The following is a 21,784-nucleotide window of genomic DNA, read 5'->3' as shown; positions in this document are numbered from 1 at the left end:
AACCGGCCGTCAACCGATCCCGGTGACGGTTACGACGCCAGCTGCGCCGCGAGTAGCGTGTTCTGCTTGCGAACCCATCCGGGAATCAGGAAGGCGTCGACAATCACCCAGATGGCGACGGGCAGGAGCAACAGCAGGCCGATGCCGCCGGCTCCGGACAGCAGAACGCCAAATATCGAAAGCAGGAGCTGAGCAACGGCCGTTCCAGTCCTGCCATTATAGAAGCGGTGGCCGCCCAGACCGCCGAAGAAAATCCAAAGGAGATAAGAGATCAGCATCGATTTCTTGTTTGCCTCGTACATCATCATCGCACGGGCATCGCTGCTGACTGGATTCGCGGAATAGTTCGTCTGAGACATGACAATAAGCCCCCGGCTGCGGCAAGGATAGCGCAGCCGGGGGGTGATGCAAGTCAAGATTGCGGCGACATATCGGTGAGGTTAATCCCGCAGCAGGTCGTTGATCGCGGTCTTCGAGCGCGTCCGTTCGTCCACCCGCTTGACGATCACCGCACAATAGAGCCCCGGCCCGGGCGTGCCGTCGGGCAGCGGCTTGCCGGGCATGGTGCCCGACACCACCACCGAATAGGGCGGCACCTCGCCCATGAACACCTCGCCGGTGGCGCGGTCGATGATCTTGGTCGAGGCGCCGAGATAGACGCCCATCGACAGCACCGAGCCCTGGCGGACGATCACGCCCTCGGCCACCTCGGCGCGGGCGCCGATGAAGCAGTCGTCCTCGATGATCACCGGGCCGGCCTGCAGCGGCTCCAGCACGCCGCCGATGCCGGCGCCGCCGGACAGATGCACCCGCTTGCCGATCTGCGCGCAGGAGCCCACCGTCGCCCAGGTGTCGATCATCGCGCTTTCGTCGACATAGGCGCCGAGATTGACGAAGGACGGCATCAAGACCACGCCCGGCGCGATGAAGGCCGAGCGGCGCACTACGCAATGCGGCACGGCGCGGAAGCCGGCGCTGCGGAACTGCTCCGCGCCCCAGCCGGCGAATTTCGACGGCACCTTGTCCCACCAGGTGGCGCCGCCGGGGCCGCCCGAGATCGGTGCCATGTCGTTGAGGCGGAACGACAGCAGCACCGCCTTCTTCAGCCACTGATGCACCGCCCATTTGCCGTCGTCGTCGCGCGCGGCGACGCGCGCCTTGCCCGAATCGAGCAGATCCAGCGCGGCCTCGACCGCCTCGCGCACCGCGCCGGTGGTGTGGGGGCCGATGAGGGCACGCTCTTCGAACGCGGCGTCGATGATGCTGGCAAGGTCGGTCATGGTCATGCTCCCGGATGGGGCGATCAATCACGGCGGGCCTGAGGCGTCAACGTTCCACACCGTCCGGGGCGAGGCCGCCGAGGAAGCCGGCGAGATCCGAGGTCACGTGGTCGATATGGGGGTCGGCGTGCCCCTCCAGCTCCCACGCCTCGCGCTCGATCTCGCGCGTGTTGTCCGGCGTCACCAGCACCGTGGTCATGCCCAGCGCGTGCGGGACTTCGAGATTGCGGGCGAGATCCTCGAACATCGCGGCGCGGCCGGGGTCGATGGCGTGGCGGTCGAGGAAGCGGGCGTAGGTCTCGGGGCTCGGCTTGGGGATGAAATCGGCGGCGATGATGTCGAACACGCCGTCGAAATGGTGGTCGAGCCCGAGCCGCTTCGTCACCGCCTCGGCGTGGGCGACCGAGCCGTTGGTGAGGATGAGCTTTTTGCCCGCAAGCCGCTCCAGCGCCGCGCCGAGCCTGGGGTCGGGCGCAAGCGGCGAATGGTCGATGTCGTGGACGTAGGCCAGGAACTCCTCGGGATCGAGCCCGTGATGGATCATCAGCCCGCGCATCGAGGTGCCGAAGCGGCGGTAATAGTCCTTCTGCAGCCGGAACGCCTCGTCATGGCTGAGGCCGAGGAAACCGGCGATGTAGGTCTTCATGCGCTGGTCGATCTGCGACCACAGATCGAGGTGAGGCGGGTAGAGGGTGTTGTCGAGGTCGAACACCCACGTGTCGACGGCCTCGAAGCCGCGCGCGGCGCGGGGCGGTGCGGAATCGGGAACGGTGAGCATGTCCGTCAGACACTAGCAGCGCCCCGCGACGGTTGGTAGACAGGGGCGCGCCGGCGCCTGGCCGGCGTTTCGCGCAAATGTCCACGCCGCAACAAGCCGCAACACGAAGTCAGGTCATGGCCGAGATCGCCGTCCCCACCGATCCGCAGATGCAGGCCCGGGTTCTGGCCCAGGCGCTGCCCCACATGCAGCGCTATGACGACGCCACGGTGGTGGTGAAGTATGGCGGCCACGCCATGGGCAACGAGCATCTGGCGCGCGAATTCGCCCGCGACATCGTGCTGCTGGAGCAGGCCGGGGTGAACCCGGTGGTGGTGCATGGCGGCGGGCCGCAGATCCAGTCGATGCTGACCCGGCTCGGCATCGAGAGCAAGTTCGCGGCGGGCCTGCGCATCACCGATGCGCCCACCGTCGAGATCGTCGAGATGGTGCTGGCCGGCTCGATCAACAAGCAGATCGTCGGCTTCATCAATGCGGCCGGCGGCAAGGCCATCGGCCTGTGCGGCAAGGACGGCAACATGGTCACCGCGCGCAAGGTGACGCGCACGGTGACCGATCCCGACTCGGCGATCGAGCAGGTGGTCGATCTCGGCTTCGTCGGCGAGCCGGAGACGGTGGACACCACCGTGCTCGACCGCATCATCGGCACCGAGATCATTCCGGTGCTGGCGCCGGTGGCGGCGGCGGCCGGCGGCGGCACCTTCAACGTCAATGCCGACACCTTTGCCGGTGCGGTGGCGGGCGCGCTGAAGGCCAAGCGCCTGTTGTTCCTCACCGACGTGCCGGGCGTGCTCGACAAGTCGAAGACGCTGATCAAGGACCTGTCGGTGGCCGAGGCGCGCCGCCTGATCGCCGACGGCACCATTTCCGGCGGCATGATCCCCAAGGTCGAGACCTGCATCTTCGCGCTGGAGAAGGGCGTCGAGGGCGTGGTCATCCTCGACGGCAAGGCGCCGCACGCCGTGCTGATCGAACTGCTCACCGACGCCGGCGCTGGAACGCTGCTGCACCGCTGATACGGTTTCCGGCCGGTCAAGCCTTCGAGCATTTTCCGCAAAAGTGGATACCGGTTTTGCGAAAGAAAATGCGACAAACCAAAAGCTTGGGGCGTCCGCCCGTTTCACTCAGATCGGCGGACGCTCTAGGGTCTGTTGAGATTTGGGATTCCACCGGTGGCTTGAATGTGATTCAAGCTTTGGATGGAGCGATTTGTGCTGACGGACGCCCAATGGGCGAAGATGGAACCGCATTGCCTGGGCAAGCCGACCGACCCCGGGCGCAGCGGCAAGGACAACCGCCTGTTCATTGAGGCGGTGTTGTGGATCGTGCGCACCGGCAGTCCATGGCGCGACTTGCCTGCCTCGTTCGGCAACTGGAATACCGTCTTCAAGCGATACCGTGACTGGGTCAAAGCCGATGTTTTTGTTCGGCTTTTCGAGGCCTGCTCGGAGGAGCCGGACATGGAATACGCCATGGTCGATGCCACCATCGTCAAGGTCCACCGGCACGGACAGGGGGCAAAAGGGGGACTCAAAGCCAGGCCATCGGGCGCTCCAAGGGCGGCTTGACCACCAAAATCCTGGCGTTGACCGATGCCCTGGGCAACCTCGTGCGCTTTGCGTTGTTGCCGGGGCATCGCTTCGACACTGTCGGCGTCGAGCCGCTGATCGAGGGGGTCTCCTTCGGCGGTTTGATCGCCGACAAGGCCTTTGACAGCAATGCCATCATTGCTGATCTCGATGCGCGTGGCGCCAAGATCGTCATCTCGCAGCATCCGCGTCGAGCCAAGCCGATCCCTATCGACGACGAGGTGTATAAATGGCGTCATCTGATCGAGAACTTCTTTTGCAAGCTTAAAGAATTTAAACGCATCGCCATGCGCGCCGACAAGACCGACACCAGCTTCACCGCCATGATCTATCTCGCCGCCGCCGTCATCCATTCCCGATGAATCTCAACAGGCCCTAGGGCCGCATTCCGATCGCCGAAAATCCCGTTGACGAACAAGGATTTTCGGCGAGGCGTTTCCGGCATCCCGAAGGGATCAACCGGAAACCGTATAATATGTCCTCCCGGACCGACCGCTTCAGAACGCCGGCCCCGCGGCCGGCGTTCTGCGCTTGGATCGCCGCCAATCCCGGTCTTGAGGGCGCAGTTCCATACGGCGGTTTCCGGTCTCCCGAGGGGTCGACCTGAAACCGCGTCAACGCGGCCGTCCCGCCGTCTCCGTCGCCCCCCTCCATCAACCGCGCAGCCGCCGCCCGCAGGATACGGACGGTGCATGTTGAATTCGCGTTTTCCGCGCGAGGGCGGAGGCTTAAGCGCGTGCTCGGCTGTAATTGGGGTGCGGCCTGGCGAGATTCGGCGTGAGGTACCTTGATTGTTCGCGGTTCCGCCCGATAATCGGCCGCAAAAGATCAGGCGCACTTCAGTGCGATCAGCGACAATTTTAATCGTTTTGCGCCGCAATATTTTCACTTTCCGCAACGGTCTTGGCGTTAATTTTGCGCTCACAAAGGACAACCTTGGGCAACCGGTCGCATGTCTAGCTTCGATCCGCCGACGCCGGCCCGACCGGACATGTCCAGCGAGGCGACGAAACGCTTCCAGCGACTGCTCGACCGGGTTGCCGCAAGTGTCCGGTTCGACATCTACGCCGTCGGCGGCGCGCCGATTGCGTGGCGCAGCATCCGGAAGGGGACGCTGCTGGCCACCAATTTGCCGGACGACTTCCGCACCCGCTACATCGAGAACCGTGAATACGAGCGCGACCCGCTGATCATCGCCCTGCGCGCGGCAAGCCGGCCGGTGCGGACCGCCGACATCCGCGCTGCCGCCGAGGCCGAGCCGGCGCTGATGCCGAACTACCTCGCCAGCGCCGAGGCGCTGGGGCCGGCGGTGGTGGCCATTCCGTTGCGGTTCCGGGGGCGACTCGGCGGCGGCGTGGTGTTCCAGCGCCGAGAGCCCGAATTCACCGATGCCGAGGTCGAATATCTGGATCTGGTGGCGCCGGCGCTGCACCTCGCCGCGCTCGATCTGCCGGCGGCTCACCCCGCCAGCGACCTGACCGCGCGCGAGCGCGAATGCCTGGCCTGGACTTCGGTCGGCAAGACGGCCTGGGAGATCGGCAGCATCCTCGGCATTTCCGAGCACACCGCGGTGGCCCACCTCAATGCGGCGGTCCGCAAACTCGGCGCCGCCTCGCGCGCCCATGCGGTCGCCGAGGCGCTGCGCCGCGGCCTGATCGAATGACCAGCGTCCGGTTGATCCCCGCCGTCCGCGCGTGTCCGCTCGCAGACGGGCCGTTCGCGAACGGGGATTCCGGCGAAATCGTTTCCAGGGTGGCGAGGGGCATCCCGAAACCTTGGGAAGACGTCGCGGCGCGGACGGGAAAATTCCGGCTAGGCAGCAGTTGCATGTCTGGCATGCTGCGGTACTATAACTCTCGTAAGTTGCGCACCGCTATTGACCGTTACGGACAAAAGCACCGCTTTCCGACCGCAGGACGATGAATCTGCGTCCGAAGAAACGTCAAGGTGGTTTAATGCTCCTAGAAATGGGAATGACTCGGCAACCGGCTATCCGTCATCGTTCGCTTCAGGATAGCGGGTTGATTCGCGGCCGGTTCTCCGGGCGGGGGCGTGGGCGGAGAGGCATGGGATGCGCGCAGACTATGGCGAGTCCGGAGTGCCGGACAGCGTGAATGGCGCGGCTGGAGACGCACAGGTGCTTTCGATGGTGAAGCCGGTGGGTGGCGCCGTGCCGCTGTCGCCGGGTCTCGTCGATGATGAGACCGTCAATGACGCTCTGGCCCAGGTGATGGCCAGCGGGCGGCTGCGCAGCGCTGTGCAGTTGCGGCGCTTTCTCGCCTTCGTCGTCGAGGAGAGCCTGGCCGGCCGCGGCGACAAGCTGAAGGCCTACACCATCGCCACGCGGGCGCTCGGCCGGCCCAGCGATTTCGACCCGGGCAAGGATCCGATCGTGCGGGTGGAGGCGACGCGGCTGCGCGCCGCGCTCACCGCCTATTATGCCGACGAGGGACGCGACGCGGCGCTGCGGTTTCACATGCTGCCGGGCTCTTACCGGCCGCTGGTCGAGGTTCGCGATACGCCGGGCATCACCGTTACCGAGCCCGCGGCGCAACCACCGGATGCCGACGCGGACCTGCCGGCGATCACGGCGGCCGAGGCGTCCGCCGCGTTGGAGCGCAACGACCGGCTGGTCGTGTGGCTGGCCGGCGCCGCGCTCGCCGTCTCGGTGATCTGTACCGGACTTGTCGGATTCGGCATCTATCTGGTCAACCAGCACATCATGGTGGTCCACGGCGGGCCGAGCCTGGCCGAGACCCTGCCGCTCCCCGCCTTTCTGGCGCCCGGCGCACCGGCGCCCGCGCCTTCGGCATCAGGCACCCCTGCGGCCAACGGCCCCACCGGCAACGTGCCGGCGGCCAGTGCGTCCCAGCCCGGCGCGCTCCCCGCCAGTGCGCCCGCTGCCGCCATGCCCGCTTCCGGTGCCTCTGCGCCCGCCAAGCGCTGACGGCGCGCCTGCGGTCCGGACCCGTAGCCTCGCCGTCCTCTCCCACGCTGGCGAGGAGGACAGAGGGCCGGGGCGATCATGGGACGTTCGATCGGCGGCGGATTCCCGGCGGACGGGTTGCGGATGCCGGGCCTCCCCGGCCGCGCGCCATATTCCCAGGTTTGGACTTGGGTTTGCGCCCCTTTGCCCGCGCGGTCACGCAGGTGTGGCACAATGACGGCATCCACTTTTGCGCAAAGCGCCCTAATCTTTTGAAAATGCCCGCAAAAATGCGTGCCGATTTCGCATGAATTCGCCCGCGCGACTGCCTATAGTCCGCCTGCCGATTCCTCGAAAGCCAGGACCGTTCACGTAAATGGTTGAGCCTGTCCGCAAGTCCGCGTCCGAAAGCGATTACGGTGCCGAGTCGATCACCGTGCTACGCGGCCTCGATGCCGTGCGCAAGCGCCCCGGCATGTACATCGGCGATACCGACGACGGCTCGGGCCTGCACCACATGGTCTACGAGGTGGTCGACAACGCCATCGACGAGGCGCTGGCCGGCTTCGCCTCCCACGTTCGGGTGCGCCTCAACGCCGATGGCTCGGTGACGGTGACCGACGACGGCCGCGGCATCCCCACCGAGATCCATTCGGAGGAGGGCGTCTCGGCGGCGGAAGTGGTGATGACCCAGCTTCACGCCGGCGGCAAGTTCAACCAGAACTCCTACAAGGTGTCCGGCGGCCTGCACGGCGTCGGCGTCTCGGTGGTCAACGCGCTCTCGACCTCGCTGAAGCTGACCATCTGGCGCGACGGCAAGGAACACGTCATGGAGTTCCGCCACGGCGACCCGGTGGCGCCGCTCGCCGTGGTCGGCGAGGCAGGCGACAAGCGCGGCACCGAGGTGACGTTCCTGCCCTCGACGCAGACCTTCACCATGGTCGAGTTCGACTTCGCCACGCTGGAGCACCGGCTGCGCGAGCTGGCCTTCCTCAATTCCGGCGTTCGCATCCTGCTGGAGGACTATCGCGGCCCCGAGCCGCGCAGCGAGGAGATGCATTACGACGGCGGCGTCGAGGAGTTCGTGCGCTATCTCGACCGCAACAAGACGCCCTTGGTGCCGGCGCCGGTGGTGTCGAAGTCCGAGCGCGACGGCATCACGGTGGAGTGCGCGCTGTGGTGGAACGACGGCTACCACGAGTCCGTGCTGGTGTTCACCAACAACATCCCGCAGCGCGACGGCGGCACCCACCTCGCCGGCTTCCGCGCCGCGTTGACCCGCCACGTCACCGCCTATGCCGAATCCTCCGGCCTGACCAAGAGGGAGAAGGTGGATCTGACCGGCGACGATTGCCGCGAGGGCCTCACCGCGGTGCTGTCGGTCAAGGTGCCGGACCCCAAATTCTCCTCCCAGACCAAGGACAAGCTGGTGTCCTCCGAGGTGCGGCCGGTGGTCGAGAACCTGGTCGGCGAGGCGCTGTCGGTGTGGTTCGAGGAGCACCCCGCCGAGGCCAAGGCCATCGTCGGCAAGGTGGTGGAGGCCGCCGCCGCCCGCGAGGCGGCGCGCAAGGCGCGCGAACTCACCCGCCGCAAGGGGCCGCTCGACATCTCCTCGCTGCCCGGCAAGCTCGCCGACTGCCAGGAGAAGGATCCGGCGAAATCGGAACTGTTCATCGTCGAGGGCGACTCGGCCGGCGGCTCGGCCAAGCAGGGCCGCGACCGCGCCTTCCAGGCGGTGCTGCCGCTGCGCGGCAAGATCCTCAATGTCGAGCGGGCGCGCTTCGACAAGATGCTGTCCAGCCAGGAGATCGGCACGCTGATCACCGCGCTCGGCACCGGCATCGGCCGCGAGGAGTTCAACCCCGACAAGCTGCGCTACCACAAGATCATCATCATGACGGACGCCGACGTCGACGGCGCCCACATCCGCACGCTGCTGCTCACCTTCTTCTTCCGCCAGATGCCGGAGCTGATCGATCGCGGCCACCTCTTCATCGCCCAGCCGCCGCTCTACAAGGTGACGCGCGGCAAGAGCGAGCAGTACCTGAAGGATGAGCGCGCGCTCGAGGACTATCTGATCGATACCGGCCTCGACGACACGACGCTGACGCTCGCCGCCGGCGAGGTGCGCGGCGGCGCCGATCTGCGCCGCGTGCTCGACGAGGCCCGCACCGTCCGCGCCATCCTGGCCGGCCTCCACCCGCGCTACGACCGCGCGGTGGTCGAGCAGGCGGCGATCGCCGGCGTGCTGACGCCGTCCGTGTTCGACGACGCCGAGAAGGCCGCGGAGGCCGCCCTCTACATCGCCCGCCGGCTCGACGTGCTGGCCGACGAGACCGAGCGCGGCTGGGAGGGCGAGTTCGCCGCCGGTACGTTCCGGTTCGTGCGCACCGTGCGCGGGGTGCGCGAGGTCGCGACCATCGATACCGCCTTGTTGTCGAGCGCCGACGCCCGCAAGCTCGACAGCCACGCCCTGTCGCTGCAGGAGGTCTATGCCCGGCCGGCGACGCTGACTCGCAAGGGCGACAGCCGCGCCATTTTCGGCCCCGTCGGCCTGTTCGAGGCGGTTACCGATGCCGGCCGCAAGGGCGTGACGCTGCAGCGCTACAAAGGCCTCGGCGAGATGAACGCCGAGCAGCTGTGGGAGACCACGCTCGACCGCAACGTCCGCTCGCTGCTGCAGGTGAAGGTGAAGGAGTCCGACGAGGCCGACGACATCTTCACCAAGCTGATGGGCGACGTCGTCGAGCCGCGCCGCGAATTCATCCAGGACAACGCGCTCGCCGCCAGCGTGGACGTGTGAGACGGCTCCGGATCCGGAACACGGTCAGCTGGTTGGAGGCAGTCGGCCATTCGCGTTTGTCTATACAGTGACGCCACCTCTGGTTATAAGGGCATGGGGTCGCGGGGAGGCTGCAGCACCTGGGGTCGATGGACTTTCCGCGCCTCTGGCGACGGAATTCCGTGACCGCGAAGACGAACAGGAAAGTCGAGATGGCCATTCCGTGCAAATTTGAACGGAGCCTTTTGAGCCATGACGAGTTCGAGACGGTTCTGCCGTCCCATCATCCGCATATCTACGACATCGAGCTTGAGGGGCTGAAGGCCCTGCGCCAGCGCCTTCGCGACATGCGCGATCGCGAGCGGACTTTGGCGCGCGAAAAGCAGCGCGAGTCCCGCGGCAAGGGTCGGGCGCGAGGGGGCAGCTTTCCCGGCACGGCGGAGCGTCCCTCCCAGCGCAAGCAGGTGTTCAGCGGCGCGCTCAAGCGCGTGACCAAGGAAATCCACCGCCTCGAAAAGCTGGAGGCGCGGACAGCCCACGTCGATGCCGCGCGCCGCGCGCTGGCGATGCGCCGCGCCGCGCAGTTCCCGCCGCGCCCGGAGGCCGGCCGCATGCCGAACGAGGGCATGCAATCGCTGCCGCCGCGCCGGCGGATGACGCGGGTTCCCGGCTCCTGGATCGGACGGATCTCGCAGGCGACCAAGAACGCGCAGGCGGCGCGGGACGCCCGGAACGCCGGGTAGGCATGCCCCTCCACGACGCGGACGCCGGGCTTTCGGCCGGCGAATGCGCCCGGCCGGCGGCCGTGTGATACGGGTTTTGGACGATCCTTCGGGATCCCGGACGCGCTCTCGCCGAGAAGTCGTTGACCCGGAAGGGGTTTTTCGGAAAGCCGCGTGCGGCGCGCGGGCCCGGTCGGCCGGAAACCGCATGACGAGGTGCGCGTGAAGATCGCTCTGCTGCTGCTGGCCGTGCTGCTGGTTCCGGTGGGCTTTGTCGTCTACCTCTATCTGACGCAGGACGGCCTGATCTATCCGCGCATCGTCAATGAGGTGCCGCCGCCCGGTGACGCCCAGGCGCGCTTCGAGGCGGTCCGTCTTTCCACGCCCGACGGCGCCGAGCTATCCGGCGTCGTGTTTCCGCCCGAAGGCCCCGAGCGACCGGACAGGGGAGGCGGGTCCGGCTCGCCGCCGCGCACCGCGCTGGTGCTCGCCTTCGGCGGCAACGCCCACGACGTGGTGGGGTTTGCCACCTTCCTCAAGAACACCGTGTTTCCGCAGCCGGGCGTGGCCGTGGCCGGCGTCAGCTATCGCGGCTATCCCAACGCGCTGGGTCGCGCGAGCACCGGTGTGCCCTCGGAGCGGGCGCTCAAGGCCGACGCGCTCCTGGTCCATGACGCCATGGTCGAGAGGTTCCGGCCGGACGCGGTGGTCGCCATCGGCTATTCGCTCGGCTCGGCGGTGGCGACGTATCTCGCGAGCCAGCGTTCCCTGGCGGGGCTGGTGCTGGTCGCGCCGCCGGCTTCGATCCGCCGGCTGGCCCAGGAGCAGTATCCGTTCGTGCCGGTGACGCTGCTGCTCAAGAGCCCGTGGGCCACCGAGGACATCCTGCCCGGCCTGACCCTGCCGGTCACCGTGGTCTATGCGCCGGCCGACGGGCTGGTTCCGGCCGCGCACATCAAGGTGCTGCGCTACGCCAACCCCCGGATGACGGTGGTGGCGCTCGAGGATGCCAGCCACGGCACCATCCTCGACCATCCGCGCATGCCGCAGGTGCTGCGCGAACGCCTCGCCGCCGCCATCGGCACGCCGGCACCGCCGCGCTGACGCCCTTGCCTCGCTGGCGCCGGGCTGGTACACAGGCCCTGGCGAAGACTGAAATTCTCGTTGTTTATCAACGTCATACCGCGCGCTGGCGACGCGCTTCCAGGATGCGCCCCGACAAGGTGCATTTCCATCCGCGCAGGGCCGGCCGTTCGGCACGTGGTCCTGTTGCGCATTGCGAGCCCAGCATGACCTTGCGCTTTCATCGCGGCGACCTGCCCGATCTGTCGCACTACGGCGCCTCCGTCGCCATCGATACCGAGACCATGGGGCTGATGCCGCACCGCGACCGGCTGTGCGTGGTGCAGCTTTCGCCCGGCGACGGCTCGGCCGACATCGTGCAGATTCCGCCCGGTGGCGACCGGCCCGACAATCTGATCCGCCTGCTAGCCGATCCCGAGGTGCTGAAGATCTTCCACTTCGCCCGCTTCGACCTGGCGGTGCTGGAGAACGCCTTCGGCGTCATGCCGCAGCCGGTCTACTGCACCAAGATCGCCTCGCGCCTCACCCGCACCTACACCGACAAGCACGGGCTCAAGGATCTGGTCCGCGACATGCTGGGCATCGACGTGTCCAAGCAGCAGCAGAGCTCGGACTGGGGCGCCGACACCCTGACCGATCCGCAGATCGCCTATGCGGCAGCCGACGTGCTGCATCTGCATGCGCTCAAGGACCGGCTCGACGGTCTGCTCGCCCGCGAGGGCCGCACGGCGCTGGCGCAGGCCTGCTTCGACTTCCTGCCGACGCGCGCCCGCCTCGATCTCGCCGGCTGGCCGGATCAGGATATCTTCGCCCATTCCTGAGCGCCCGGGCATTCGGACGTTCGGGCGACGGCGGCGCCGCAGTCGGCTATGGTGGCCGCGTCGAAGGTGGGTGATACGGTTTCAGGCCGATCAGGCCTTCGAGCCGTATTCCGATCGCCGAAAATCCCGTTCCCGAACGCGGGGGGTCGGCGAGACCGTTTCCGGTATCCCGGAGGGATCAACCGGCAACCGCATGGCGAGGCCGGCCGAGCGAGGCAGAACGCGTGACGATGTCCCAGACCGCAGGTTCGAGACGGCCGCCGCCGGGCCGGCAGCTTGATGCCGTGTTCGACCAGCGCCGGGATATCGACGAGGTGTTCCGCGTGGCGCTGCGCCACAGCCGGCGGGTGCGGGCGCTGCGCGTGCTGGTGCCGCTGGTGGTGGTCGGGCTGATCCTGCTGCCGCTCGCCTATTCGGCCATCCGCTCGATTGCCATCACCGTGCCGCTGGGGGATTTCGGCCGGCTGGTGCTGTCGGGGTCGAAGCTGACCATGGAGGCGCCGCGGCTTGCCGGCTTCACCAAGGACAATCAGGCCTATGAGGTCACCGCCAAGCGCGCCCAGCAGGATGTCACCCAGCCGCACCTGGTCGATCTGGAGGAGATCCGGGCCAAGGTCGACCTGGCGAACAAGGGGCGCGCCGACCTGATCGCCGAGCACGGCCAGTTCGACGCGAAGACCGAGCTTCTGACCCTGAGCCGCGGCATTTTCCTCAAGTCGAGCGAAGGCTATGAGGGCCGCCTGACCGAGGCCAAGATCGACGTGCGGGCCGGCACCATCGTCTCGAACAAGCCGGTCGAGCTCAAATTCCTGCAGGGCGATCTTCGGGCCGACACCATGGACCTGCGCGACAAGGGCCAGGTCGTGCGCTTCGAGGGTGGCGTGGTGCTGAACGTGATGCTGCCGCAATCGGCTGGCACGGCCGGGGAAGCTTCGGGAGCGCTCCGCTGATGCGCGGGTTCAAATCTCCGGCCACCATGTCTGTGGCCCTTCTCGCCGCGTGTGCGGCCTTCGCCCTGTCGTCGCCGGCCGGCGCGCAGCAGGGCAACAATGTGCCCAACGCGCTTCAGGGGTTCGCCAAGAACCGCGACAAGCCGGTGCGGATCGAGGCCGCCAGCCTGGAAGTGCGCGAGCGCGACAAGGCCGCCGTGTTCGCCGGCAACGTGATGGTGCAGCAGGGCGATACCACCATGCGTTCCAAGCAGCTCGTGGTCCATTACGACCTTGAGGCCGGCAAGGGAGGGGGCAAGGGCCAGCCCCAGACCCAAGCCCAACCACAAGCACAAGTTCAAGCAAAGCCCAAGGCATCGCAGCCGCCGGCCAAGGCGGGGGCCGAATCGGTCGCGCCGCGGCAGATCAAGCGGCTGGAGGCCACCGGCGGGGTGATCGTGTCGACCCAGGAGCAGACCGCCACCGGCGACACCGGCCTGTTCGAGATGGCGACCAACACCGTGACGCTGTCGGGCAACGTCGTGCTGACGCAGGGGCCGAACGTGCTGCGCGGCGAGCGCCTGATCGTCGACCTCAATTCCGGCGTCTCGCGCATCGAGGCCGGCAAGGGCGGCACGGGTCGCGTCCAGGGCCTGTTCGTGCCGGGCAGCGAGAAGTCCGGCAAGCCGGATGCGAGACAGGAGGCCAAGCCCCAATCGTCCGCCATTCCGCAGCCCCAGCCGCTGCGGGCGCCGATACCGCTCGGCCCTGCGCGCGGCAATTGAGCGGCGGCACCCGACATTGCGTCCGGCGGGCTGAACGCTTATGAGCGCGGTTGGGGACGACACCCCGAAGGGTGGGGCGCGCGTGCGTAATTTCTTCGCGAGCCTGTTCCGGCGTCGGCGGCCTGGGCCTGACTGGCGCGGTGCGGAGCCGGCGGACACCTATTACGATGACGAGTATCTGGCCGGACCGGAAAGTCCGCCGTGGTCGGATGCCGTGCCGATGCAGCTTCCGCGCGAGGCGCCCTATGGTTACGCGCCGGAGGATGCGGTCTGGCCGCGGCCCGGCGAAGCGCCTGCGCAAAGGGGCGCGCCGTCGCAGTCCTCCAGGGAACGGCCCGCGCCGACGGCCAGGGACTCGGCCAAGACGCCCCCCAAGTCGCTACCCAAGTCGCCCGCAAAGACACCACCGAAGGCGCAGGCCAAGGAGCCGGCCAAAGCGTCCGCGAAGCGGAAGGCCGGCACCGGCCCGCTGCCCGGGCTGGAGGGGATCCTGGCGGTCGATGCGGTGGAGAAGAGCTACCGTGGCCGCAAGGTGGTGCGCGGCGTCTCGCTCTATGTGCGCGAGGGCGAGGCGGTGGGCCTGCTCGGCCCCAACGGCGCCGGCAAGACCACGGTGTTCTACATGACCACCGGCCTGGTGAAGGCCGACGCCGGCCGCATCTTCCTGCACGGCTACGACATCACCCAGATGCCCATGTACCGGCGCGCCCGGCTCGGCATCGGCTATCTGCCGCAGGAGCCCTCGATCTTCCGCGGCCTCAATGTCGAGGACAATATCCGCGCCGTGCTGGAGGTGGTCGAACCCAACCGCCGAAAGCGCGAGGAGGAGCTCGACGCGCTGCTCGACGAGTTCGGCATTGCGCGGCTGCGCAAGTCGCCCTCGATCGCGCTGTCGGGCGGCGAGCGGCGGCGCTGCGAGATCGCCCGGGCGCTGGCCACCCGGCCCTCCTTCATGCTGCTTGACGAGCCGTTCGCCGGCATCGACCCGATCGCGGTCGGCGACATCCAGGCCCTGGTGCGTCACCTGACTCGCCGCGGCATCGGCGTTCTGATCACCGACCATAACGTGCGCGAGACGCTGGGACTGATCGACCGCGCCTACATCATCCACTCCGGCGAGGTGCTGATGGAGGGCTCGGCCGAGGACATCGTGTCCAGTCCGGATGTCCGCAGGCTTTACCTGGGCGAAGAATTCAGGCTTTAAAGGGAGCGGAAGCAAGGTTCGTACCAGCTTCCGCACCCTCGAATGCGGTTTCCGGCCGATCAGGCCTTCGAGCCGTATGCCGTTCGCCGAAAAATCCAGTCCTGAGCAAGGATTTTTCGGCGAGACCGTTTCCGGTATCCCGAAGGGATCATCCGGAAACCGTAGAAGAGTCCTGAAGGCCGATAATCGCCATGGCGCTTTCGCAAAAGCTCGAACTTCGCCAGAGCCAGTCGCTGGTGATGACGCCGCAGCTCATGCAGGCGATCAAGCTTCTGCAACTGTCCCACCTCGATCTCTCCGCCTATGTCGACGCCGAGCTGGAGCGCAACCCGCTGCTGGAGCGGGCGGAGGAGCCCGACTTCTCCTCGCCCACCGACGCCGCCAGCGGCGAGCCCGAGCCGCCGCCGCCCGCCTCCGACGACCAGCGCGACGGCGACTGGCTGGAGTCCCCGCTCGGCTCGCGCGAGGCGATCGAGGCGCGGCTCGATACCGACCTCGGCAATGTGTTCCAGGATGACGGGCCGGCCGAGCCGCCGCACGGCGCGTCCGAGCCGGTGGGCTATTCGGAGTGGGCCTCGGTCGGCTCCGGCGGCCGCATCGACGACGACAGCGACCTCGACGCCTATGTCTCGGCGTCGACCTCGCTCGCCGACCACCTGTCCGAGCAGCTTTCGCTGGCCGAGCCGGACCCGCGGCGGCGGCTGATCGGCCAGTATCTGATCGACCTCGTCGACGATGCCGGCTACCTCGCCGCCGATGTCCCCGAGGTGGCGGCCAAGCTCGGCGCGCCCGAGGAGACGGTGGCGGACGTCTTGGCGGTGATCCAGACCTTCGACCCGGCGGGCGTCGCCGCCCGCTCGCTCGCCGAGTGCCTGGCGCTGCAGCTCAAGGACCGCGACCGCTTCGACCCGGCGATGCAGGTGCTGGTGGCCAATTTGCCGCTGCTCGCCAAGCGCGACTTCGCCGCGCTCAGGAAGCTGTGCGAGGTCGACGACGAGGACCTGGTTGACATGGTGGCCGAGCTCAAGCGGCTCGACCCCAAGCCGGGGCTCGCCTTCGGCGGCGGCCCGGTGACGCCGATCGTGCCGGACGTGTTCGTGCGCCCGGCCCCCGATGGCGGCTGGCAGGTCGATCTCAACACCGACACCCTGCCGCGCCTCCTGATCAACCAGGCCTATTTCGGCCGCGTCGCCCCGGTGGCCAAGGACGCCAAGGACAAGACCTTCCTGGCCGACTGCCTGCAGACGGCGACCTGGCTCACCCGCGCCCTCGACCAGCGCGCCAAGACCATCCTCAAGGTGGCGATGGAGATCACCCGCCAGCAGGACGCGTTCCTCGCCCACGGCGTCGAGCACCTGCGCCCGCTCGTGCTCAAGACCGTGGCCGACGCCATCTCGATGCATGAATCGACGGTGTCGCGCGTTACCTCCAACAAATACATGGCGACGCCGCGCGGCATCTTCGAGATGAAATACTTCTTCACCTCGGCGATCGCGGCGGCCGGCGGCGGCGATGCGCATTCGGCGGAGGCCGTGCGTCACCGAATCAAGCAGATGATCGACGCCGAGAGCGCCGCCGACGTGCTGTCCGACGACACCATCGTCAAGCGGCTGCGCGAGGCGGGCATCGACATTGCCCGGCGTACCGTCGCCAAGTACCGGGAGGGCATGCGCATTCCCTCCTCCGTCCAGCGCCGGCGCGAGAAGCAGAGCGCGGCCGCCGCCTCCTGAAGGGGATCGACGCATGCTCAACCGGATTCCGCTGCCGCCAATTGTGGGCTAAATCACCTGTGACCATCGGACTCCGTGCCCCGATGGCGTGGTGCCTTGGAGACAAACAAAAATGACATTGAGAGTGTCCGGCAAGAACCTCGACATCGGCGATGCCCTGCGCACGCGCATCGAGGCGCGCATCGCCGAAGCGATTGAGAAGTTCTTCGACCGCGGCTGGTCCGGCCGCGCCATCGTCGAGCGCGAAGGCACGTTTTTCCGCACCGACTGCATCCTGCATCTGTCGTCGGGCGCCGAGCTGCAGTCGCACGCCACGGCGGCTGATGCCTATCAGAGCTGCGATCTCGCCTGCGAGCGCATCGAGAAGCGGCTGCGCCGCTACAAGCGCAAGCTGCGCGAGGAGCATGGCGGCGAGCGCACCATGCCGATGGCGCCGATGTATGTGCTGCAGGCGCCCTCCGAGGACGAGGACGTCGAGACCGAAACCGGGCCGGACGGCGATCACCCGGTGGTGGTGGCCGAGACCAAGACCGCGGTCGGCCAGCTCTCGGTGGCCGAGGCGGTGGTCGAGCTCGACATCACCGGCGCGCCTGTGGTGGTCTTCCGCCACGCCACGTCCGGGCGGATCAACGTCGTCTATCGCCGCCCGGACGGTAATATCGGATGGGTCGACCCTCCGGCGGAGCCCCATTGACCGTGGCCGGCGCCGCGCCTATCGTCCGCCGCCTTCGCAACCGGGGCGGTCATCGCGCCCCGCTTCCTGCACGACCGGGCCGGCCATGCCGCTGAGCGATCTCGTGGCCCCGAACGCGGTGTATCCGTCGCTTCGGGTCAATTCCAAGAAGCAGGCGCTGCAGGAACTCGCCGAGCGGGCGGCCGAACTCACCGGCCACTCCGAGCGCGAGATCTTCGAGACGTTGCTGCAGCGCGAGCGGCTGGGCTCGACCGGCGTCGGCAACGGCATCGCCATCCCGCACGGCAAGATGGCCAAGATGGACCGGCTGTTCGGCCTGTTCGCGCGGCTGGAGAAGCCGATCGACTTCGAGGCGCTCGACGGCGAGCCGGTCGATCTCATCTTCCTGCTGCTGGCCCCCGAATCGGCGGGCGCCGACCACCTCAAGGCGCTCGCCCGCATCGCCCGCCTGCTGCGCGACCAGGACATCGCCCAGCGGCTGCGCGCCTCGCGCGACGCCCAGGCGCTCTATGTGGTGCTGACCCAGCCGCAGACGACCACGGCGTGACGGGGGCTTCGGTGTCCCGTCCGCCCGTTCACAGCCCGTAGCGTGACCACAGCGCGCGCGCCTCGATCGCCGACACCAGGTCGGCGGCGAGGCCGGCGCCCGGGGCCGCCGGGGCGGCGCTGAAGCCGGGCAGGCGGCGGCCGAACAGCGTGCGCTCGGCGGTGATCAGCGGCGTCGCCACCTCGTCGCCGAAGCGGCCGCGCAGCACCGAGCGCGCATCGCCGAAGCCGTCGATCAGGCCGAACGCCTCGGCCCGCTCCGCCTCCCAGTATTCGCCGGTGAACAGCGAACCGTCGGGCTCCTTGAGCCGCTCGCCGCGGCGCTCCTTCACCAGGGCGATGAACTTGGCGTGGATGGCGCGCTGGATGGTCTTCAGCCGCTCGACATCGTCGGGGTCTTCGGGCCGGAATGGATCGAGCATCGATTTGCGCTCGCCCGCGGTATAGACGCGGCGCTCGACGCCGATCTTGTCCATCAGCCGGTCGAAGCCGAAGGTGGCGCCGATCACCCCGATCGAGCCGACGATCGAGGACGGGTCGGCGAAGATCTCGTCGCCGGCGCAGGCGATCATGTAGCCGCCCGACGCCGCGACGTCCTCGACGAACACCAGCACCGGCAGGTCGGCGTCCTCGGCCAGCATGCGGATGCGGCGGTGGATCAGGTGCGACTGCACCGCCGAGCCGCCCGGCGAATTGATGACGATCGCCACCGCCTTGGCGTCGGCGACATCGAACGCCCGCTCCAGCATGCGCGCCACGCCGACCATGGTGATGCCCGGCGACAGCGGCGTGGAGAAGCCGATCACCCCGGTGAGCCGCACCACCGGCACCACCGGAATCTCAGGCGGGCGCAGCGGCGCGGGCAGATAGGGGCGCAGGCGTTGCAGCAGCCGGTTGGCGAGACTTGCAGACATTGTCGATACATAAGGCCAAGGATGCGCGGGCCAATAGCGCATTCTCCGCAAGAGCGGGAACCGGTCTCGCGAAAGAGAATGCGTCAAACCAAGAGTTTGGAGGCTCTGCGGCGCCGAAAGGCCGCTCAGGCCGGCAGGGCGGCGCCGGCCCGCAGCACGGCGTCCGCCGCCTCGCTCGGCCGGCCCGCCGCGTCCGCCAGCACCAGCGCCGGCAACAGCGCCAGCGGCGTGCGCCGCCCCTTGCGCGCCCGCACCAGCACGCGGGCTGCGGCGGCACCCGGCCGCGGATGCACCGGCACGACCTCGATCGCCCCCCAGCGCGCGTCGAGGTCGGCCAGCACGCCGGCCAGCGCGTCGGCGCGCTCGATCAGCGTCAGCGTGCCGCCGGGCGTCAGCAGCCGCAGCGCCGCGGCGATCCAGTCGGCGCGCGGCCGCTCCGGCAGGTGGGCGCGGCGCTTGTCGGGATCGGGCGAGGCGGCGTGGCGGCCGGGATCGAGAAAGGGCGGGTTGCACAGCACCTGGTCGAAGCGGTCGGCCGGAAGCGCGGGCGGGCCGTTGGCGCGGCCGATATCGCCAATGTCGGCGGCCACAGCCGATACCCGCTCGTCGAGGCCGTTGCGACGGGAATTCTCCAAGGCAAGCGCGGCAAGGCCCGGGTCGATCTCCACCAGCACCATCGACAGGCCCGGCACGCGGGCTGCCACCGCCAGCCCGGCGGTGCCGATGCCGGCGCCGAGATCGGCGGCACGCTCGCCCGGCGCGGCGGGAACGGCGGCGGCGAGCAGGATGGCGTCGTGCCCGGCGCGATGGCCGCGCGCCGGCTGCAGCAGCTTGAGCCGGCCGCCCAGAACGGCGTCGTCGGTGAGCGCGGGCGGCGGAGAGGAGTCCAGCATCGTCGTGCCGATCTGATCTTGCCGCCGATGTAGCAGAAGCCGGCGTCGCGATCATCTGCCAGAGCATATTCCGCAAAAGTGGGAACCGGTTTTGCGTCAGAAAAGGCGACGACTCGAAAACTTGGAGCGTCCGGTCCGACTCAGTCAGACCGGATCACGCCCTCGGAGAAAACGGATCAATCCCGGGCCTGCACGAAGGCGCGCGCCCGCAGGAGCGTCACCTTCCTGCCGAGCCGCCCGATGAGGCGGCGCGCGGCGGACGCCCCATCGGGGTGGCGGCCGGCGCCGTCATAGAGCCGGCGGTGGACCAGCAGCCCCTGCTCCGGCCGCACCCGGCCCGACAGGAGGCGGGCGATGGCGCTCGCTTGCTCGGCGAGGCGGGCCGCGGCGCCATCGGCGTCGATGGCATAGCGGAAGGCGGCGGCCGTCCTGTCGACGGTGCCGCGCCGCTCGGCGGCGGCGATGAACGCCTCGACGGCACCGGCCCAGCCGTCCTCCAGCACCACGTCCGGCCGCAGGAACAGCAGCCACTGCGCACGCGCCGCCGCCGCCGCCCGCGTCAGCCGGGCGCCCAGATCGGCCGGCCCTTCGATCAGCGTGCAGCCCGCGGCGTCCGCCACCTTCAGCGTGTCGTCGCGCGAGCCGGCGTCGGCCACCACCACCTCGCGCACCACGCCGGCAGAGACCGCCGGCACCAGCGCCGCAAAGCAGGGCACCAGCATACGTTCGCTGTTCTCGGTCGGGATGATGACGCTGATCACGCTGCCCTCGCCTCCGCGCTCCCGATTACCGCCCGAAGCGACAGGTGGCAAACCGCCCGCGCCTTGCGCAAGCGCAGAAATTGGGCGGCGGGCGGCGGCCCCGCCTAGGTCGGCGGAGCAACGACCATGTTCTTGTTTTGTTCGAGGGGTTGCGTTAGCATTCATCATGGCTCGAATCGCCCGCACCCGCCTCCTCGCGCCCGCCTGGACCAATGACCGGGCGGTCGACGGCGCCCGCGCCCAGCGCGCCAGCGTCGATGGCGACAGGCGCCGCGGCCGCGGCGTGGTGTCAAACGCGTCCGGCCGGTTCGAGCGCGAGGCGCGCGTCGATGTCGACGACGGCTGGCGTTCGCTGGAGGAGTTGCCGGCCTTCGTCACCGAGGTCACCGAGGAGAAGGCGCGGCGGATCATCACCCGCAACGACTCCCCCGACATCGCCTTCGACCGCTCGATCAATCCGTATCGCGGCTGCGAGCACGGCTGCGTCTACTGCTTCGCGCGGCCGACCCACGCCTATATGGGCCTGTCGCCGGGGCTCGACTTCGAATCGAAGCTGTTCGCCAAGCCGGACGCCGCAACGCTGCTCGAGCGCGAGCTGACGGCGCCGGGCTACGAGCCCAAGACCCTGGCGCTCGGCACCAACACCGATCCCTACCAGCCGATCGAGCGGCGCTATCAGATCACCCGCGCGAGTCTCGAGGTGCTGGCGCGCGCCGACCACCCGGTCGCCATCGTCACCAAGTCGGCGCTGATCCGACGCGACATCGACATCCTGGCGCCGATGGCGGCAAAGGGGCTGGTCAAGGTGGCGATCTCGCTCACCACCTTGGATGTCCGGCTCGCCCGCACCATGGAGCCGCGGGCGCCGACGCCGGCGCTGCGGCTCGAGACCATCAAGGCGCTGGCGGAGGCCGGCATTCCGGTGGCGGTCATGGTGGCGCCGATCATTCCCGCCCTCAATGATGCCGAGATCGAGCGCATCCTCGATGCCGCCAAGGCCAATGGCGCGAGCGAGGCCGGCTATGTGATGCTGCGCCTGCCGCACGAGCTGAAGGATCTGTTCCGCGAGTGGCTGGTGCTGAACCATCCCGACCGCTATCGCCACGTGCTGTCGCTGGTGCGCGAGATGCGCGGCGGCAAGGACTATGACGCGACCTGGGGCAAGCGCGAGCGCGGCGAGGGCCCGTATGCGTGGATGATCGGCCGCCGGTTCGAGACCGCCTGCGCCCGCCTCGGCCTCAACCGCCGCTCATTGAAGCTGCGCACCGACCTGTTCGTGCGGCCGGCACGCTGCGGCGAGCAGCTGTCGCTGTTCTGATACCGATATTTTCCGCCTGCATTTGTCGC

General features: G+C 68.4%; 21 protein-coding genes. 15 read left to right on the top strand and 6 right to left on the bottom strand.

Annotation, left to right across the window (positions count from 1 at the left end; all coding sequences use genetic code 11):
- Positions 1-29: 29 nt before the first annotated feature.
- From F1193_RS03685 to F1193_RS03675, 3 genes are all read right to left on the bottom strand, one after another.
- Positions 30-359: a TM2 domain-containing protein gene (locus F1193_RS03685; RefSeq protein WP_150096316.1), complete on the bottom strand. Its 330-nt coding sequence runs from the start codon at positions 357-359 to the stop codon at positions 30-32.
- A gap of 81 nt (positions 360-440) precedes the next feature.
- Complete coding sequence (gene dapD / locus F1193_RS03680; RefSeq protein ID WP_150096315.1) at positions 441-1,286, bottom strand: 2,3,4,5-tetrahydropyridine-2,6-dicarboxylate N-succinyltransferase; 846 nt, start codon at positions 1,284-1,286, stop codon at positions 441-443.
- A 40-nt stretch (positions 1,287-1,326) separates the two neighbouring features.
- A complete protein-coding gene (locus tag F1193_RS03675) occupies positions 1,327-2,058 on the bottom strand; it encodes a pyrimidine 5'-nucleotidase (RefSeq protein WP_150096314.1) in 732 nt (243 codons plus the stop codon).
- Positions 2,059-2,174: 116 nt separating this feature from the next.
- On the opposite strand from F1193_RS03675, the gene argB reads away from it, so the two are divergent.
- The 14 genes from argB to ptsN all read left to right on the top strand — a co-directional run bounded on the left by argB (position 2,175) and on the right by ptsN (position 17,870).
- Positions 2,175-3,074: an acetylglutamate kinase gene (gene argB, locus F1193_RS03670; protein WP_150096313.1), complete on the top strand. Its 900-nt coding sequence runs from the start codon at positions 2,175-2,177 to the stop codon at positions 3,072-3,074.
- Positions 3,075-3,257: 183 nt separating this feature from the next.
- Positions 3,258-4,009, top strand: a protein-coding gene (locus F1193_RS03665) for an IS5 family transposase (protein WP_150096312.1) whose coding sequence is annotated in 2 segments (ribosomal slippage) — positions 3,258-3,588 and positions 3,588-4,009 — 753 coding nt in all. Because the reading frame shifts where the segments join, the coding sequence is not laid out codon by codon here.
- Positions 4,010-4,599: 590 nt separating this feature from the next.
- Complete coding sequence (locus F1193_RS17635; protein ID WP_150096311.1) at positions 4,600-5,310, top strand: helix-turn-helix transcriptional regulator; 711 nt, start codon at positions 4,600-4,602, stop codon at positions 5,308-5,310.
- A gap of 408 nt (positions 5,311-5,718) precedes the next feature.
- Complete coding sequence (locus F1193_RS03655) at positions 5,719-6,594, top strand: hypothetical protein (RefSeq protein WP_150096310.1); 876 nt, start codon at positions 5,719-5,721, stop codon at positions 6,592-6,594.
- Positions 6,595-6,949: 355 nt separating this feature from the next.
- Entirely contained in the window at positions 6,950-9,376 is a 2,427-nt protein-coding gene (gene gyrB, locus F1193_RS03650) for a DNA topoisomerase (ATP-hydrolyzing) subunit B (protein WP_150096309.1), read from the top strand.
- A 191-nt stretch (positions 9,377-9,567) separates the two neighbouring features.
- Entirely contained in the window at positions 9,568-10,098 is a 531-nt protein-coding gene (locus tag F1193_RS03645; protein WP_150096308.1) for a hypothetical protein, read from the top strand.
- Positions 10,099-10,299: 201 nt separating this feature from the next.
- The gene (locus F1193_RS03640; protein ID WP_150096307.1) at positions 10,300-11,181 is read left to right on the top strand and encodes an alpha/beta hydrolase; all 882 of its coding nucleotides are present in this window, start codon (positions 10,300-10,302) and stop codon (positions 11,179-11,181) included.
- Between the two features lie 185 nt (positions 11,182-11,366).
- Complete coding sequence (locus tag F1193_RS03635) at positions 11,367-11,981, top strand: ribonuclease D (RefSeq protein WP_150096306.1); 615 nt, start codon at positions 11,367-11,369, stop codon at positions 11,979-11,981.
- A 230-nt stretch (positions 11,982-12,211) separates the two neighbouring features.
- Positions 12,212-12,931 (top strand): LPS export ABC transporter periplasmic protein LptC, encoded by a 720-nt coding sequence (lptC, locus tag F1193_RS03630; RefSeq protein ID WP_170263322.1) that lies wholly within the window; start codon positions 12,212-12,214, stop codon positions 12,929-12,931.
- A 26-nt stretch (positions 12,932-12,957) separates the two neighbouring features.
- Positions 12,958-13,695, top strand: coding sequence for an LptA/OstA family protein (locus tag F1193_RS03625; RefSeq protein WP_246164102.1), 738 nt, complete (start codon positions 12,958-12,960; stop codon positions 13,693-13,695).
- Between the two features lie 40 nt (positions 13,696-13,735).
- Positions 13,736-14,899 carry an LPS export ABC transporter ATP-binding protein gene (lptB, locus tag F1193_RS03620; RefSeq protein WP_246164100.1) on the top strand — a complete coding sequence of 388 codons (1,164 nt, stop codon included), beginning with the start codon at positions 13,736-13,738 and terminating at the stop codon, positions 14,897-14,899.
- 191 nt (positions 14,900-15,090) lie between these two features.
- Positions 15,091-16,629: an RNA polymerase factor sigma-54 gene (gene rpoN, locus F1193_RS03615; RefSeq protein ID WP_150096303.1), complete on the top strand. Its 1,539-nt coding sequence runs from the start codon at positions 15,091-15,093 to the stop codon at positions 16,627-16,629.
- 112 nt (positions 16,630-16,741) lie between these two features.
- Positions 16,742-17,323 carry a ribosome hibernation-promoting factor, HPF/YfiA family gene (gene hpf / locus F1193_RS03610; RefSeq protein ID WP_150096302.1) on the top strand — a complete coding sequence of 194 codons (582 nt, stop codon included), beginning with the start codon at positions 16,742-16,744 and terminating at the stop codon, positions 17,321-17,323.
- An 85-nt stretch (positions 17,324-17,408) separates the two neighbouring features.
- Positions 17,409-17,870, top strand: coding sequence for a PTS IIA-like nitrogen regulatory protein PtsN (gene ptsN, locus F1193_RS03605; protein WP_150096301.1), 462 nt, complete (start codon positions 17,409-17,411; stop codon positions 17,868-17,870).
- 28 nt (positions 17,871-17,898) lie between these two features.
- On the opposite strand, the gene F1193_RS03600 is transcribed toward ptsN, so the two are convergent.
- The 3 genes from F1193_RS03600 to F1193_RS03590 form a co-directional block, all read right to left on the bottom strand.
- Positions 17,899-18,783 (bottom strand): S49 family peptidase, encoded by an 885-nt coding sequence (locus F1193_RS03600; protein WP_150096300.1) that lies wholly within the window; start codon positions 18,781-18,783, stop codon positions 17,899-17,901.
- Positions 18,784-18,908: 125 nt separating this feature from the next.
- Positions 18,909-19,676, bottom strand: coding sequence for a tRNA1(Val) (adenine(37)-N6)-methyltransferase (locus tag F1193_RS03595; protein WP_150096299.1), 768 nt, complete (start codon positions 19,674-19,676; stop codon positions 18,909-18,911).
- 176 nt (positions 19,677-19,852) lie between these two features.
- On the bottom strand, positions 19,853-20,437 hold the full coding sequence (locus tag F1193_RS03590) for a glycosyltransferase (RefSeq protein WP_150096298.1): 585 nt from the start codon (positions 20,435-20,437) through the stop codon (positions 19,853-19,855).
- A 166-nt stretch (positions 20,438-20,603) separates the two neighbouring features.
- On the opposite strand from F1193_RS03590, the gene F1193_RS03585 reads away from it, so the two are divergent.
- Complete coding sequence (locus F1193_RS03585; protein WP_150096297.1) at positions 20,604-21,755, top strand: PA0069 family radical SAM protein; 1,152 nt, start codon at positions 20,604-20,606, stop codon at positions 21,753-21,755.
- The last annotated feature ends 29 nt before the right edge of the window (positions 21,756-21,784 follow it).

Source organism: Blastochloris sulfoviridis (assembly GCF_008630065.1).
Classification (GTDB): domain Bacteria; phylum Pseudomonadota; class Alphaproteobacteria; order Rhizobiales; family Xanthobacteraceae; genus Blastochloris; species Blastochloris sulfoviridis.
The sequence above is the reverse complement of the archived record's forward strand: the minus strand, read 5'-3'. Positions and strand labels throughout refer to the sequence as shown.

Coding starts and splice junctions, on each gene's coding strand:
- F1193_RS03625 (WP_246164102.1), top strand. CDS start 12,958: ATGTCTGTGGCCCTTCTCGCCGCGTGTGCGGCCTTCGCCCTGTCGTCG.
- lptB (WP_246164100.1), top strand. CDS start 13,736: ATGAGCGCGGTTGGGGACGACACCCCGAAGGGTGGGGCGCGCGTGCGT.
- F1193_RS03635 (WP_150096306.1), top strand. CDS start 11,367: ATGACCTTGCGCTTTCATCGCGGCGACCTGCCCGATCTGTCGCACTAC.
- ptsN (WP_150096301.1), top strand. CDS start 17,409: ATGCCGCTGAGCGATCTCGTGGCCCCGAACGCGGTGTATCCGTCGCTT.
- gyrB (WP_150096309.1), top strand. CDS start 6,950: ATGGTTGAGCCTGTCCGCAAGTCCGCGTCCGAAAGCGATTACGGTGCC.
- F1193_RS03685 (WP_150096316.1), bottom strand. CDS start 359: ATGTCTCAGACGAACTATTCCGCGAATCCAGTCAGCAGCGATGCCCGT.
- lptC (WP_170263322.1), top strand. CDS start 12,212: ATGTCCCAGACCGCAGGTTCGAGACGGCCGCCGCCGGGCCGGCAGCTT.
- argB (WP_150096313.1), top strand. CDS start 2,175: ATGGCCGAGATCGCCGTCCCCACCGATCCGCAGATGCAGGCCCGGGTT.
- F1193_RS03645 (WP_150096308.1), top strand. CDS start 9,568: ATGGCCATTCCGTGCAAATTTGAACGGAGCCTTTTGAGCCATGACGAG.
- dapD (WP_150096315.1), bottom strand. CDS start 1,286: ATGACCATGACCGACCTTGCCAGCATCATCGACGCCGCGTTCGAAGAG.
- F1193_RS03655 (WP_150096310.1), top strand. CDS start 5,719: ATGCGCGCAGACTATGGCGAGTCCGGAGTGCCGGACAGCGTGAATGGC.
- F1193_RS03585 (WP_150096297.1), top strand. CDS start 20,604: ATGGCTCGAATCGCCCGCACCCGCCTCCTCGCGCCCGCCTGGACCAAT.
- F1193_RS17635 (WP_150096311.1), top strand. CDS start 4,600: ATGTCTAGCTTCGATCCGCCGACGCCGGCCCGACCGGACATGTCCAGC.
- F1193_RS03675 (WP_150096314.1), bottom strand. CDS start 2,058: ATGCTCACCGTTCCCGATTCCGCACCGCCCCGCGCCGCGCGCGGCTTC.
- hpf (WP_150096302.1), top strand. CDS start 16,742: ATGACATTGAGAGTGTCCGGCAAGAACCTCGACATCGGCGATGCCCTG.
- rpoN (WP_150096303.1), top strand. CDS start 15,091: ATGGCGCTTTCGCAAAAGCTCGAACTTCGCCAGAGCCAGTCGCTGGTG.
- F1193_RS03600 (WP_150096300.1), bottom strand. CDS start 18,783: ATGTCTGCAAGTCTCGCCAACCGGCTGCTGCAACGCCTGCGCCCCTAT.
- F1193_RS03595 (WP_150096299.1), bottom strand. CDS start 19,676: ATGCTGGACTCCTCTCCGCCGCCCGCGCTCACCGACGACGCCGTTCTG.